Origin of the sequence: Paenibacillus sp. NEAU-GSW1, assembly GCF_009737085.1 — a bacterium.
Classification (GTDB): Bacteria; Bacillota; Bacilli; order Paenibacillales; family Paenibacillaceae; genus Pristimantibacillus.
Map to the genome: position 1 here is coordinate 1 of NZ_WOVL01000050.1, position 13,954 is coordinate 13,954.

Genomic DNA, 13,954 nt, shown 5'->3' on the forward strand with positions numbered 1-13,954 from the left:
CATAAAAAGCTGCGTATTTATTCCAATTACGTTCCTTACCAGTATGGAAAAGCAAAAGAACCGCTAACCTCAACATGATTAACTTTTCATGTGGGGGCTGCGGTTCTAAAACCATGGAGGTTTTGTTGCGCATTTGATACTTACAGAAAACCAAGTGATGACTCCGCGTTTACTTCGGCGCATAAAAAAATACAGAGCAACGGCAATGCTTCGATCGTTAAACCCTCATTGACTAACTTATTATTTTCCCAATATAAAACGCCATCCTTTTCAAGAACCATGTACTCGATATCTTTGTCTGACGGATATGTCCAGAAACTGTAGATATCCACTTTACTTTCATCCATGCCTGCAATTCGGTACACGACAATATCTTTATTTTCGATTTTTAATATCACATCTTCCATTCTAAATTCCGATTTATTAGGTAAATCTTCTACTTGATGCTCAGTAAAGCTTTTTAAATCGATCCATGAAATAGCAGAACGATGAATACCTGATCCGAATGAATAGGCATAAACGATGTCCATATTACCATCATTATTGACATCGTAAGGCACAGCGCTTGTTACGCCAAACCCGCCAAAACCATTGCCTATATGAACAGCTTTTTGATTGTTCACAATATAGGTTTCTGAACTAGAGCCGCCATATTCTTTAAACAGCTGATATCCCGTAAGATCCCAAATATTTGTTGGAGTAATATCGATCAGTTCAGTATGTTTAACACCCGATAGAGTATTATTTTGAAGTTGTTGAATGAGCTTTTTCGCTGTTTCAATTGTATTTTTTTCTTTTGATTCAATTACGGTTATTGGCTCATTAGAAGCACAAGCCGCGAGAAGAACGCAAAATACCAAGATAATTAATGACGCCAAAAACATCTTAGCTTTCATGTCATTCCTCCCATTTACTAATTCACAACATTCATTAGTTAAACCTTTTCATCGTCTTCAACGGCAATCGGGTTGTCAGCGTACGTGTAAAGATAATCTAACACAATATTCACTCTTTCTTTTACCGAGTAATCACCCTCTATTCTTAGAACAGGGCAGGCTAGATCAGACATCCAACGCTCGTGTAAAGACTTACTTCTAACCTCTAGTCCGGCTTCATCATATAGAGATGCCCACTCTAAAAAAGTCTTTGATTGCTCGTACTTACTTCCACCAGGCAATATTTCTTCACCATATCTTTGAAACTCTCTGTCTTTTAACCTTTGAAGCCTAATTTCCTTTGGAGTATAAATAAAAATAACTAAATCAAAGTATGACTTTAATTCATCTCCCCAACCACATACTGCCCCGGATAGAATCCACTGTTTATTCTTCGAAAGGTCTTCCTTTAATAGCTGAACTCTGTCCTTAGGAGCCCTTTGTTCAGTGAATTTCTCAATCCAAAAATAATCATCACCATCTAAATTAACATGTGGTAATTTCAGTGATAATTCAGCCCCAAGAGTCGAAGCTCCAGAGCCCGAAGCACCTAAGATATGTATTTTGTTTTTCATACTAACCTCCTTGTAGATCGTTAATTAAAACAAAAAACATCTCATTCATTAAAGTCGTATTCTTTCAATTCACAATTCTCAATATGAAAATGATAAAATTGTTCGTCTGTTTGCTCATTAAAATAAGCGTTTATTACTCTGGAAACACCACCGTGGGTTACAATTAATACATTCTGATTGCTATACTTTCTTTTAATTTCATCAAGTACATTGAAAATTCTTTGTGCTACTTGTAAAATCGACTCTCCTCCAGAAAGCCTGCTTGAAATTTGTCTTTTTGCTTTTATAAAATTTTCATTGTCTCGATAAGTTCCTTCATAAACCCCATAATCTTGCTCAATAAGTCTGTGGTCAACAACAAGCTCTTTGCCAATGGCTTTAGAAAGTATTTCAGCTGTTTTAACTGCCCTAACAAGCGGAGAAGTTAGTATGATGTCTATTTGCTTTTCGCATACTATTTTTGATAGTTTCTTAGCTTGTTCTTCACCTTTCTTGGTTAATTGGATATCAGTTATTCCACAAACACGATTTTCATAATTCCATTCCGTCTGGCCATGTCTTACAACATATATTTTCAAAAGATCATCTCCGCAATGTAATAAAATACCTTTTCACAGGTATTCGACAGACAAACTAGAGTACCCTGCCCGAGAGTTCATAGACCCGCAGACGCGTCGAGGAGTTCCGGCATTCCTTCTATCTAACAAATGTTACGAATCTAACCAATCCCCGGAAAACGAATCGTAACCGTTGTTCCGCACCCTACCTCGCTGCTAATATGGACAGAACCTCTATGTTGGTCGACGATCCAGCTTGCAATTGACAGCCCTAAGCCCGCTCCATGTTCCCCTCTGTCTCTAGCGGAATCTCCCTTGTAGAAGCGATTAAATACAAGCGGCAAATCACGTTCCGAAATCCCCGCTCCATTATCCTTAACGGTTACCACAACGGATTTCCCCTGTCTAAAGCACTCCAGATCGATTTGCCCCTGCTCCTGCGTAAATTTAATGGCATTGTCTATTAAGATCATAAACAACTGCATGAGCCGGTCCTCATCTCCATGAATGAGCAATTCCGCACCTTCGACATGGAGCTGTAATCGCAATTGCTTGTAATCCATGATCGGCTCCATATTGTTTGCAATCTCTTTAATGATCCCATCTATCCGCACAGGCTTACATACGATTTCTTCCTCATGTGAATCGCCCCTTGCCAACAGAAGCAGACCGCCGACCATATTGCTCATTCTTTTGGTTTCTTTCAGAATGGCTGCGATGGCTACACTTTCATCCTCGATCGTATGATCGGGATGGCGCAGCAGTAATTGCATCTGCCCGTGAACAACGGAAAGCGGGCTCCGGAGCTCGTGTGAGGCATCTGCGATAAACTGCTGCTGCTTGTCCCAAGCTTTCTGAATCGGAACGAGCGCCCGTCTAGCCAAAGCGTAACCCGCAATGACCGACAATATGGCGCCAATGCCTATTCCAATGCCAATCCCCCACAGCAGCCGGTTCAAGTAATACACCTCGGCCGAAATTTCCGTTATGATCTGAACCGTTTTCAACGGTAGATCAGAGAGCTTCTCTATTTCCGATAAGTTCCCCTGATAGGGCCTGCTTACAAACCGGTAGGTTTTCTTGCCAAACTGAACGGACTCAGGACCAAAGTGGTCTTGTTTGTATTGAAGCATCGAGCTCAACGAGATAAACGGCTCTTTATAATAAGAGCGTCCTATCAAGACATCGCTTGAATTCCAATAGTAAGCAATGGAGAATCGCTCCGGTTCTGTCGAAGCAATGTTAATGACTTTCTCTCCTGTACTCAGCGTAACCTGCTGCAAATGATCAATATCGAACACCAGCCGTCGGTCAATATCTGAATATATTTGATAACGCGCCAGTCCATACAACGCTCCCCCCAGCAGGATGAGCAAGCAAAATACGATCGCGCTATTCCAGATCGTCATTTGTACGAGCGTGCGTTTAATCATACTGGGGTTTGCTCTCCTTTTATGTAACCGATTTAGTAGATAAATTCACTCGCCGTTTCTTTATTGGAGAAGTTGCTGCGGGATAATCTCAAACTTCGCAGCGGCCTCTCCGGCGAAAACCATAAATCCCCCGGCAGGCAGCGCAATCTGATCCTTGTCTCCGATGACACTGAAGTAGATGCATGTTCCATTCGCATCATAAACGGCAACGGAGGCGTCCGAAGACATGCTCACCTTAACGGTCTTGCCCCCGTCTTGGTCGCTTATCGTATACCACTGGGCGTACCCGCTCGACGGAATCGTAACGATTGACTTCTTAGCAACGTTGATAGGCTTCACGGCGTCCTCGTTCACATAGATTCTTTCGTCTATATCCAGATACTCAACGCCTTCCTCCGTAAAGAGCGTTAAACCTGAGAGATCCCGCCCGTTAATTCCCGGAATTTGCAATTCGGAGACGGCCGTATTCGGGCCTGTTATTCGCTTTTCCCAAACATACCCTGGCAATTGTTTTGACACAGTCAATTGAACGGTCGCTAATACCAAATAAACGGTCGACGTATACTTCTCATCCAGCAGATAATACTTCTTGCCGTCGCGCTGCATCCATGCCTCTCTTGTTTCTGTTAGAAGATCTTGAGGCTGGAGCTTCTGGGCGTTGTACTCCGACACAGCATACTGCCCAAGACCCGGCACCGAAACGTATTTACGAACCCATAGGTAGGTGCGGCCGTTCTCCTCCGTCACGAAGGTGATCATCATATTCCCATCCGCACTCCGGAAATTGCCGTCCGCCGAGTACTCGTAGATCTGGACTGGAATATCGGGCGACTGCTCTGAAGTGACGGACATGACGCCGCCTTCGGTAATATCGATCCTGAACGTTCCATTATACGCACCATAGATTCCCGAATACTGCAGCACGGACTTCGGCATATCGGCCTTTACCGGCGCGCCGTACGACTTCTCAGGCTTGAATTCGTCAATGGTTCCTTTCTCCTTCAGCGCCTGAAGCAGGATTTCGTTCGCCAGCAGCTGATCGTTCGTGCTATGCCCCCCGGAAGAGACGACCGCTGCCGCCATACCCTGATCGGGAAGAACAACGAGCGATGCGTGAGAGAGCAGCGTGTCCCCGCCTTTGGTCAGCGCCTTCATTCCATATTCGCTGAAGGGATATAGATTGACGCTGTCCCAGCCGAGACCGTAATCCAATGAGTTATCCGCATCGTCAGGCCACAAAGGCGTCTTGTACTCGTCATGGGCCATGGCCGCAGCCGATTTGCTGGACAAGACTTCTTCCGCTTCCCCCGAGAAAATTTGCGAGAATCGAGCCAAATCTTCCGCCGTGGAATAGATGCCCCCCGCTCCGATCATGTTAACCGTCTGGTTGGGAAGTTGTCTTGTGAAGGCAGGATAATAGAGTCCCGCCATCTCGGCTTTGTTTGGAGAATCGAGCGGCGTTATCGTATTAACCATACCTAGAGGTTCCGTCATATATCGATGGATATAAGAAGTAAAGTCCATGCCGCTGACGTGCTCGACCAGAATCTCGGCAAGCGTAAATCCGTCATTGCAGTAAACCGAGTAAGCACCCGGGTCCGCCTTTAAGGTCTGTCCGGCCAGCTGCTTCAACAGTGTGTCGTGGGCGTAAGTATCGTTATCCTCGAATAAAATAGCGCTTGTCCCCGACGTTCCGTTCAGGCCGGAAGAATGATTCAGCAGCATGCGCGGCGTAATCTGCTTGTAGCGTTCATCCTTCATCGTAAACCCGGGGATATACTGAACGACCGGCGTATCGAGATCGATTTTCCCTTGGTCAACCAACTGCATGACGGCAACCGAGGTAAACATTTTACTCGTCGAGCCGATCCCGTACATCGTGTCTTTCGTGAGCGGCTTCTGCCCATTCTCATCATTCTTGCCAGCTTGGCCGGATACGACAATGCTGCCATGATCGATAAGGGCGTACTGCACACTGTTCGTGCCGTAAGTTTTCGTAAGGAGCTCCGCCTTCTCCAGTGCAACTTTCCGGGTTGCTTCGAAGGCGATCACCGCCTCGTTCGAAGGCGAGTTCATTGCCGACGTTGGCGTTGGCGTCACTGCCGGTGCAGGGTCGTCATCACAGGAGGTCATCAGTAGGCAAAAAGATAGTACAGCTCCCATTAGGAAGGTCAACCGAGTTTTCTTAAACAACTGTCTTAAAAGGCTCATGCATGATATCCCCCTTATCTAAATATAAAGGGAGTATAAGGGATGAACTTTTGATTTTCCTTTGAATAACGACTACATCTTGAGTTTGTAGCCCAAGCCTCTTACCGTTTGAATAAATGGATCCGCATGCCACAGGGACAGCTTCTTCCGAAGGTAATGGACATAGAGCTCGACGATACCGATTCCCGCTTCCGAATCGAACCCCCAAATCCGATTATAGATTTGATCCTTCGTCACGATCTGCTCTTTATTCATGAGCAAGAACTCAAGCAGCTCATATTCCTTTTCCGTTAAAGTCAGCTCTTCTCCTGTGACCGTTACCGCCCGGCTTCTGACTTGAATAACGATCGGGCCGTAGCTAATCTGCTCTTCTTGATTAACCTTGCCATAGCGGCGCAGCAGTACTTTTACTCTGACGACCAGTTCTGGAACTTCGAACGGCTTCACCACATAATCGTCTGCACCGATCGACAACCCCTTTACCCGGTCGTTCAAACCGTCTTTTGCCGTCAGACATAGGATCGGCGTATCCACATTCCGCCTTCTAGCCTCTTGGATAAACGTAAATCCATCTACTTTGGGCAGCATGATATCCAAAATAATTAGGTCAAACTCGCCGTACAATGCGTGATGCAAGCCCTCTTCCCCGTTATGACATTCCATAACCTCGTATCCTTCATCCCGCATAACCCTAGCAATTGTATACGATATTGCTAGATCATCCTCTACGATCAGCAGTTTCATAGGCTCCTCCATATCGCGGACGTATATGAGGATAGGGTACCATATTAAAACTAATTTAGGAGTACCCTCCTAAGAAAACATTTCCGATAAATTTAATAATGCTCTGGGAAGTGTGCGTGATCGGACTTGTAATTGAAACATTTTTTCCAAAATGAACTTATCGTTCATGGTATAATCAGGTAAAAAATGACTTAAATTCAATGGATATGAGGAGCTATAATGGACCATCATGAACTGGTAGAACGCGCATTGATTCATATCGAAAACCACTTACAGCAGCCTTTATCCGTAGAATCCGTTGCAAAAGCCTTCAACATGTCAAAATACTACTTTCATAGGCTGTTTACAGCCATGATGGGCTGTTCGCTAAACCATTACATCCTCTCCAGAAGACTGAATGCATCATTAACATTCATTCAAAACAAAGACATGTCACTAACCGAAATTGCCTATCAGCTAAGCTTTGGTACGCAAGCCTCATTCACTCGCGCATTCAAACGCCAATACGGTGCAGCTCCAAGTTTGCTAAGAGCTGGCATTGCACAGATCTCTCCGGTCCCTATACCTATCGTAGTGAAAAGACAAATAAAGAACATCAACGGCGATATCGTCACAGACTTCACCCTAACTGAATTCACGAAGACCCGAATAAGCGGGATCGCTTTTGAAGTGGATTTAGCAGCCGACGACTACAAGCTGAAGATTCGCTCTCATTCAGAAATGCTGTTGCACAATATTGATAAAACTGTCAATGGGTCTTGTTATGTCATTTATTCAAACTGTCAGCCCCATTCTACCCGCTTTAAGGTTCTGTTCGGGATACCAAGCGATATTCAGATCGAAAAGCCTTTTTACTTCACGGTCGATGTTCCGCAGCTCTTTTGTGCCAAGTTCAACTATTTTGGCGACCTGCTTGAAGTTGGAGATGTACTCAAAACCGACTATGCACGATTTTTAAAAATCTCCAAGCAGGAAGCCGGGGAAACCGATATCGAGCTCATTCAAGTTTTTGATGACGTCCATAACCTTGATTCCGACTACCATATTTACGCGCCTGTAAAAAAACTTCCTACCGATTCTGAAGCTTAAAATTCTCGTTGCTTTTCTTACGTTCAGACCAAAGGACATATCCCAGAGCGATTAGAGCCAATCCCATCGGCACCGCTAGTATTCGATCGAACGGGTGAGGAATGAGTGAGGCAGCGATGGTCGCCACAGCAGCGCAGGCAAGCAAAGCGGCCGTCAGGCGGGGCAAGACTCCGGCGCGAAATATGGCAATGCCGAGCAATAGGCCTCCTAGAATATACGTTATCCCGGCTATCGGCGCTAATGCAGGAAAGATCCCGAGCCTAGACTCGCTTTCCGTTCCGTCAAAGATTCCGACCATTCCCTTCACAAACTTCGGAGCATCCGTTGTAAGCAACGGCAATACAAAAGCTTCGATGAAGCTGAAAGCTATAGAGGTTAACCAAAAGAGACTAAAGGTTACATAACCGACAAGGCCCAGCCAGCCGGTCTCTTCCACTTGTCTAATGTAGAGCCCTGTAATTCCGACTAGGCTGAAGAGAGACATTACAATGGTCAAGCTTGCAACAATGACCCATGAATTAGAGCTGACAGAGGAAATATGATCCGATGGGTGAATGAACTGAATCACAATATACAGAATCCCTGCCAATGTTAAAAATAAGCCTGACCAATGGATAAGAGCCGTTGCTGTTAGCTTTAATCCACTTTCCTTCTTCATGCGCGTGCTTTGCATAGGTTTACCCTCCCAACTTTGATGATATCAACTTATCAAATACAGTTTGCTTTGACTTTTCAATTCTTGCTGTAATTCCAACCTCGGAGCAATATTATCCAAACTTGTAATAAATAACGCTTTCATGATAATGTTTAAGAAAATAAGAAGAGGAAGGGGCAGCAAGGTGAAAAGAACACCATTACTTCGTGAAATTTGCTCCGTGCAAAGTCTATATGATGAACAACAGTGGTTCTTTGTATGGAGCGCTCTTACCTTAACCACTGAATAAATATAAAATGCAGTTTGTTATATAGGCTTTGCAACCTTGCCATCGAAAGCAGATGAAGGAGCGAAGCTAATGAAATATGTATCCGCGAGTGATATTTTACCTGATCATTTACTTCTCGAAATACAAAAATATGTTCAAGGCAGGATGCTTTATATCCCCTCCCCAAAAGGATATAAAAAAAAGTGGGGACAAAATACGGGGCAGAGAGAATTTCTTCTGAGACGAAACACCGAGATTCGGAAGCTTTTTCAACAAGGCATGAATCTTGAACAACTTTCAAGTTCATTTTATCTATCACATGATAGTATAAAAAAAATAGTCTATCGTACAAAGAAATAACAGACAAGCTCGCGTACAACAACGCGAGCTTTTTTTGTGCAGACTTGTGTAAGTCTATTCTTTACCTATATTTGATTCCATCATCCTTCTACAATTGTATTCATAATTAGATTGCGAGGAGGCCTACATAAATGCAGAGCTATTTAGACAGAATAAAGCAACTATTTGTAGAGGAGTTAGGCGAGAATCTGGTTGGAATCTATCTGCACGGTTCTTTGGCAATGGGTTGTTTTAATCCTTCAAGAAGTGATATTGACTTATTAGTTATTGTAAAAGAACGATTATCTTCTTTATCCGCGAAGCAGATACCGCATAAAATTCTATTGCTGCGCGATGAAATCGAGAATGGTATTGAATGCAGCATAATCCTGGAGAACAATCTAATTGAGTTTGTTTACCCGACGCCTTGTGAGTTTCATTTCTCGGATTATCACCGTGAGCAGTATCGGGCAAATAAAAATTATTGGATTGGAGGGTATGAAGATAAAGATCTTGCCTCTCAAATAACGATTGCCTATTACAGAGGCAAGACCTTATATGGAAAACCGCTTTCAGAACTTTTTCCGCCGATTGACAGACAATACTATCTTGCTTCCATACTTCACGATATAGAATGTGCTTCCGAAGAGATTTTGACCAATCCTTTATATATAACATTGAATTTATGTCGAGTGCTCTGCTTTATTCGGGAAGGCAAAATTTCTTCAAAGAAAGAAGGAGGGATATGGGGGGTAAATAACTTGCCGAATCCATATCGAGATATGGTTCAATTTTACTTGAATGAGTATTCTGGAATGATGTTGCATAAAAATGAAGAGCCAAATCAACATTCGGAATTTGCTGAGTATATGCTGTTGCAAATCAAAAGAGAGATGGCTCGGCTGTAGTTTTTTGGACCATCCTTTTACGGGATGGCCCTTTCTAATTTACTTACCCGAACCATTCTTTTCAATCGCTTTATAATGATCATCAAAATGCCCGCCTTCATTTAAATCATCTATCAATTTTATTAAACCAGACGTACCAACAACTCCGTACCACCTTGAAACCTCATAACACGCCAGCTCATAATTAATATGGCTTTGTGCATTGGGCAGAAATGCAGAGTGGGTGTCCAAAAGGTTGAAATTTATCGGGTTTTTACCGTTATTCGTTTGATTGTTCCAAACCGTTTCATTATCTGAATATCTGCCATCAATCATTGCAGCTAAACCTTCATCAAACCATACGGGCACCTTACTGCTATTTTTAAGTCTTTTTCTTAATTCAGCATGTGTGAATTCATGAGCAATAACGTGTTCGTTAAAACCATTTGTTCCAATAACAATGTAGTTATTCCACGGAAAATAATAGGTTTGCCCAATATTTGTATTTGCGTATTTTTTTAAAGCCTTTTTTGATTTGGCATAGATGGTTATAGGAGTTGATTCTCTTTGTCCGAAAAGAGCCTCTACTTTTTTAGCGGCCGTTTGAACAATGTTGATTAGTTCCGTTTTTTCGTTTTCATTCATATCGGGTTCAACATATACATGATGAGCGATCTGTTTCATATTTGAGTAGGTGACTAATACAGCATTTGTCTGCTTAGCATAAATTAAATAGAAGGACAGGATAGTGAGAGCGAATAACAGAATGGTTAAAAAGCTGATCGTCCTGGTCTTCTTTGTTCTGGGTAAGATCAATGCAATATTCTCCTTTATCTTTCGATATTTACTTTGTTTCCCCGGACTTCCCCTGATACTAAGCCAAGCAAGCCAAAAAACGTTCAATATCATAGAGGGCCGCGCGTGTCGGCGGAGCATATTGCGAGTCGAGGAAGGCAGGAATCCTTAGTCTGGGAAAGGCCTCGTTCGCCATGCTGGTTATAACATCCCATGCATGCTCTGTCTTGTGCATCTCTACATAGATGACTGGTACCGAATAGTCCCTGAGTCGTTCTACCAGTTGAATCGTCGCTGCCTTGGGCGTAATGAAGTCAAACTCCCCTTGGAAAATTAAAGTCGGAGGCGCTTCCCGATTGACATGATTTTTGACGTCAGCCAAATCGAACATTGGAGCCGCACTATCGGGCATGCCGCCGCAAAGATTCATCATCATCTGTTCCGCATTCAAAGCATTGAAAAGAACGGGAGCAGCTTCTTCAGCAGGCTTTCCGGTAATCGTGGCCCGTCCCCCATGATGAGATAGATACGCCCGAAGGTCACTTAAGCCATATAGCGATATGACCCCCGCAACGGAGGCGTCCCTTCCTTTTAATTCATCGGGCGTAAAATCCGGATGATCATGTCCATAAGCAGCTAATAGCGAAATGTGCCCGCCCGCGGAAGCACCGCCAACTACGATTTTGGCAGGATCGATACCCAAACGGACAGCGTTCTCCTTCGCCCAGATTACAGCTCGCTTCACGTCTGTGGTCATGCCTATAAGATCCACCTCCGGGGCCAAACGGTACGCAACGTCGATAATGACATGGCCCTGCGCGGCAAGATGCCGGAACATGGGGTCGGTACCGGCACCCTTGTCAAAGAAATGCCAGGCGCTTCCGTGAAAAAAGAGAAAGGCGACTCCCGTTGGCTTCGTGTCCTCTGCAGGCTGCCAAATGTCAGCAAGCAAGTACCGTTCCCGTTCGGATTCCTTAAAGGCCCAAATCGCCGCTTCACGTTTCCGTATGACGCGGCCGTGCGAATAACGAAAGGGCAGCCAGCGCTGGGACAGCATCCTATTGTCCGCGGGCAGCTTGTGCTTCCAGTCCGCTCCAAAGGTCTCGGCAAAACCAGTATGCGGACGAGTTACTCGCCGTATGTAGCTGGCATGGGCGATGCCAGCCCCCAGCGCGATTAGGGTAAGAAACAAGCTCATGTACCAGATAACGGTAAACTCCGTTGCCGCGAGAGCAAGAACAATGCCACCGATGGCGGCCATGAAAGAAACGACAGTCAATGGCCAGACAGCGGCAGGATAGATCATCTTCAAAGGGGCCGGATACCAGGATTTTCCGATCTCGAAGCGCCAAGGGATAATGGCGGCACACCCCGCTGCGGGCAGCACTGCAAGCCCGAGAATGGTGATGCCGATAATTTGATAGAACATGAACAAAAACCTCCTTAAGAGAGCCTGCTTGCATTCTTACGGGCGAGCGATCAGATGAAGAGCAGCCCGAACGGCATCGTCAAGGACGATGTCTCCAGGTTCGGTTGGATGCATCATGCTGCATCCGTTGATGAAAGCCAAGAAAAAGAAGGCTAATTTCTTTGGATTGCCGGGCAAGAATTGGCCTGCCTTCTGTCCTTCGGCAATTACGCTGCTAAGGAGTTCTTTATTCCCTGTCGTAAAAGCCGTCAATTCCTCGTAGAGGGCTGTAAAACGATCTTTCAGATGTGAAACCTGTCGGATAAGCATTAAGTATGCTTCTTCCTGCGCAAAAGAAGTAAGCATAAGTCGAGCAAGGCACTCTACCCGTTCCCGAGGACTCCCTGATCCCGTCAGCGTTTCTCTGACTAGCTCCAGGGCCGGCCCTAATGGTTCCAGCACCGCATCCCGGTAGAGCTCCTCCTTCGTTTGAAAGTAAAAGAAAACAGTACCATGACTGACTCCCGCAGCCTTAGCGATCGCGGCGGTGCTCGTTTTGTCGAAGCCGTCTTGTACAAAGAGCGTGACGGCGGCCTGAAGCAATTGCCGGCGCCGCTCTTCCCGTAATTGCTCATTCTGTTGTCTGGTTCGAGGGGACATCTTGTTTCACCTTCTTTTATGATTGAGTACTTAATCAAAATTAAACTTCGGAACGATCGTTTTGTCAAGATGTACCACTAACATACATTGATTGACTTTATTTTCTTTCCATTGCCGCATAGGCATCTTATGAGGATCACTTTTATAACAAAAAGGAGCCGACCTCATCGGCTCCTTAACCGTTTAATTTCGCGAAAACAATTACTCCCAATATGGCGTGCCTGTAAAAAGAAACGACTCTTGATTCACATAATGTTTAAACTCCCTGCCGGCTAACTTATCCATATGACCGGGCAACCACTCCAAAGCATCCGGCAAGCCGAGCCAGAAGTTCATCGTTTCAAGTTGTGCGGCAACGAAAAAGCCTTCCAAAAGCTCGACATGGTTATCCGGCAGTTTGAAACTTGCGGAGTACGCTTCAAGCAGTTTATTTCTGAACGCCGGATGTATATAAGAGAACGTCCAACCAAGATCAAACAGATAATATCCAAACCCACATGCTCCAAAGTCAATAGGCCGAGATTGTTGATCATAAAACACAAAATTGCTTGGTATCAGGTCTGCATGGATGATCCCCCAGTTGTTTGGCGTCTTTTCTATCGTATGCATCATGTTGATCGATCGTTGTCCTGCCATTATAAGCATCTCAGCGATTTCCTTATCGAGCCCGCCAGATTCGGATAATCCTTTAATCTTATTGAGGGACTGCAATATACGGGAACCATCGAAGGCAGGCCTTGAAAAGTGTTCAGGCGGTATCCATGAGGAGGCCTGTTTGTGCAACTCTCCAATCATTTGACCTACCCGCCCAGCGTCGTCCGCAGTGGGAATGAATGGCTTTTGCTCCCCTTCTACCCATCCAATCAGTGTACACTTCACCCCTCTTACATCAGTTACAAATTCACCCATCCTATTCTTGTAAGGCGTTGGTACAGTTAAAACAGTCTCTTTTGCTAGAGCTTGAAGCCATACCATTTCAGAGTTAATCACTTCTGGATGTGTCCAAATGGTTTCCAGCGTCTCGCTCTTTGATTTATGGAATCGGAGACTATAACGATTCTGCTTGATGTCGGCCACTTTAAATACAAAGTTCGCGCTTTGTCCAATAAGATCAACTGAATCAACTTGAATAGCATAATGTTTTAATGCTTCCATCGCGATTTCCAAATCGTCACTCATATTCGCACCTCTGTCTTAATAGATTGAAAATATCGTTATAGGTTTTCAAATCTATCATGGTATTTTTTCTAGCTCCTTTACTATTGTTTTTGGAGTAACAAATCATGCTATGTCCAATCATTGAAATGATCTGCTACAAATCGAATCTCGCTCTCATAGTGAGCCAAGTGTCCTTCATCAACCATTTTTTGAAAGGCAAGATTCCCTTCGGCAGCACCA

Annotated in this window: 14 protein-coding genes; 3 read left to right on the forward strand and 11 right to left on the reverse strand. The window is 44.4% G+C overall.

Annotated elements, in window-relative coordinates; genetic code table 11:
* Positions 1–140: 140 nt before the first annotated feature.
* The 6 genes from GOM71_RS23395 to GOM71_RS23420 form a co-directional block, all read right to left on the reverse strand.
* Entirely contained in the window at positions 141–896 is a 756-nt protein-coding gene (locus GOM71_RS23395; protein ID WP_156285532.1) for a hypothetical protein, read from the reverse strand.
* A gap of 38 nt (positions 897–934) precedes the next feature.
* Positions 935–1,510: an ATP-binding protein gene (locus GOM71_RS23400; RefSeq protein WP_156285533.1), complete on the reverse strand. Its 576-nt coding sequence runs from the start codon at positions 1,508–1,510 to the stop codon at positions 935–937.
* A 41-nt stretch (positions 1,511–1,551) separates the two neighbouring features.
* Positions 1,552–2,088, reverse strand: a complete 537-nt coding sequence (locus GOM71_RS23405; RefSeq protein WP_156285534.1) for a histidine phosphatase family protein — start codon at positions 2,086–2,088, stop codon at positions 1,552–1,554.
* A 140-nt stretch (positions 2,089–2,228) separates the two neighbouring features.
* Complete coding sequence (locus GOM71_RS23410; RefSeq protein WP_156285535.1) at positions 2,229–3,500, reverse strand: sensor histidine kinase; 1,272 nt, start codon at positions 3,498–3,500, stop codon at positions 2,229–2,231.
* 60 nt (positions 3,501–3,560) lie between these two features.
* Positions 3,561–5,711 carry a serine hydrolase domain-containing protein gene (locus GOM71_RS23415; protein WP_173275989.1) on the reverse strand — a complete coding sequence of 717 codons (2,151 nt, stop codon included), beginning with the start codon at positions 5,709–5,711 and terminating at the stop codon, positions 3,561–3,563.
* 72 nt (positions 5,712–5,783) lie between these two features.
* Positions 5,784–6,455: a response regulator transcription factor gene (locus GOM71_RS23420; protein WP_156285536.1), complete on the reverse strand. Its 672-nt coding sequence runs from the start codon at positions 6,453–6,455 to the stop codon at positions 5,784–5,786.
* 219 nt (positions 6,456–6,674) lie between these two features.
* Here GOM71_RS23420 and GOM71_RS23425 point away from each other — a divergent pair, with 219 nt between their 5' ends.
* Complete coding sequence (locus tag GOM71_RS23425) at positions 6,675–7,544, forward strand: helix-turn-helix transcriptional regulator (RefSeq protein WP_156285537.1); 870 nt, start codon at positions 6,675–6,677, stop codon at positions 7,542–7,544.
* On the opposite strand, the gene GOM71_RS23430 is transcribed toward GOM71_RS23425, so the two are convergent.
* The gene (locus tag GOM71_RS23430) at positions 7,525–8,217 is read right to left on the reverse strand and encodes a hypothetical protein (RefSeq protein ID WP_253945010.1); all 693 of its coding nucleotides are present in this window, start codon (positions 8,215–8,217) and stop codon (positions 7,525–7,527) included. The genes GOM71_RS23425 and GOM71_RS23430 overlap by 20 nt on opposite strands.
* A 340-nt stretch (positions 8,218–8,557) precedes the next feature.
* On the opposite strand from GOM71_RS23430, the gene GOM71_RS23435 reads away from it, so the two are divergent.
* Together GOM71_RS23435 and GOM71_RS23440 are read left to right on the forward strand one after the other, a co-directional pair.
* The gene (locus GOM71_RS23435; protein ID WP_156285538.1) at positions 8,558–8,827 is read left to right on the forward strand and encodes a CD3324 family protein; all 270 of its coding nucleotides are present in this window, start codon (positions 8,558–8,560) and stop codon (positions 8,825–8,827) included.
* 131 nt (positions 8,828–8,958) lie between these two features.
* Positions 8,959–9,714, forward strand: a complete 756-nt coding sequence (locus GOM71_RS23440; protein ID WP_156285539.1) for an aminoglycoside adenylyltransferase domain-containing protein — start codon at positions 8,959–8,961, stop codon at positions 9,712–9,714.
* Between the two features lie 39 nt (positions 9,715–9,753).
* On the opposite strand, the gene GOM71_RS23445 is transcribed toward GOM71_RS23440, so the two are convergent.
* The 4 genes from GOM71_RS23445 to GOM71_RS23460 all read right to left on the reverse strand — a co-directional run bounded on the left by GOM71_RS23445 (position 9,754) and on the right by GOM71_RS23460 (position 13,735).
* Positions 9,754–10,377, reverse strand: coding sequence for a gluzincin family metallopeptidase (locus GOM71_RS23445; protein WP_173275993.1), 624 nt, complete (start codon positions 10,375–10,377; stop codon positions 9,754–9,756).
* Between the two features lie 190 nt (positions 10,378–10,567).
* Entirely contained in the window at positions 10,568–11,917 is a 1,350-nt protein-coding gene (locus GOM71_RS23450; protein ID WP_156285541.1) for an alpha/beta hydrolase, read from the reverse strand.
* Positions 11,918–11,953: 36 nt separating this feature from the next.
* Positions 11,954–12,556, reverse strand: coding sequence for a TetR/AcrR family transcriptional regulator (locus tag GOM71_RS23455; RefSeq protein ID WP_156285542.1), 603 nt, complete (start codon positions 12,554–12,556; stop codon positions 11,954–11,956).
* Between the two features lie 201 nt (positions 12,557–12,757).
* Entirely contained in the window at positions 12,758–13,735 is a 978-nt protein-coding gene (locus tag GOM71_RS23460) for a phosphotransferase enzyme family protein (protein ID WP_156285543.1), read from the reverse strand.
* Positions 13,736–13,954 lie beyond the last annotated feature (219 nt).

What these genes read in the sequence shown, in the direction of transcription:
- GOM71_RS23395 (WP_156285532.1), bottom strand. Translation starts at nt 896, where the DNA reads ATGAAAGCTAAGATGTTTTTGGCGTCATTAATTATCTTGGTATTTTGC.
- GOM71_RS23400 (WP_156285533.1), bottom strand. Translation starts at nt 1,510, where the DNA reads ATGAAAAACAAAATACATATCTTAGGTGCTTCGGGCTCTGGAGCTTCG.
- GOM71_RS23410 (WP_156285535.1), bottom strand. Translation starts at nt 3,500, where the DNA reads ATGATTAAACGCACGCTCGTACAAATGACGATCTGGAATAGCGCGATC.
- GOM71_RS23415 (WP_173275989.1), bottom strand. Translation starts at nt 5,711, where the DNA reads ATGAGCCTTTTAAGACAGTTGTTTAAGAAAACTCGGTTGACCTTCCTA.
- GOM71_RS23420 (WP_156285536.1), bottom strand. Translation starts at nt 6,455, where the DNA reads ATGAAACTGCTGATCGTAGAGGATGATCTAGCAATATCGTATACAATT.
- GOM71_RS23425 (WP_156285537.1), top strand. Translation starts at nt 6,675, where the DNA reads ATGGACCATCATGAACTGGTAGAACGCGCATTGATTCATATCGAAAAC.
- GOM71_RS23430 (WP_253945010.1), bottom strand. Translation starts at nt 8,217, where the DNA reads ATGCAAAGCACGCGCATGAAGAAGGAAAGTGGATTAAAGCTAACAGCA.
- GOM71_RS23435 (WP_156285538.1), top strand. Translation starts at nt 8,558, where the DNA reads ATGAAATATGTATCCGCGAGTGATATTTTACCTGATCATTTACTTCTC.
- GOM71_RS23440 (WP_156285539.1), top strand. Translation starts at nt 8,959, where the DNA reads ATGCAGAGCTATTTAGACAGAATAAAGCAACTATTTGTAGAGGAGTTA.
- GOM71_RS23445 (WP_173275993.1), bottom strand. Translation starts at nt 10,377, where the DNA reads ATGAAACAGATCGCTCATCATGTATATGTTGAACCCGATATGAATGAA.
- GOM71_RS23450 (WP_156285541.1), bottom strand. Translation starts at nt 11,917, where the DNA reads ATGTTCTATCAAATTATCGGCATCACCATTCTCGGGCTTGCAGTGCTG.
- GOM71_RS23455 (WP_156285542.1), bottom strand. Translation starts at nt 12,556, where the DNA reads ATGTCCCCTCGAACCAGACAACAGAATGAGCAATTACGGGAAGAGCGG.
- GOM71_RS23460 (WP_156285543.1), bottom strand. Translation starts at nt 13,735, where the DNA reads ATGAGTGACGATTTGGAAATCGCGATGGAAGCATTAAAACATTATGCT.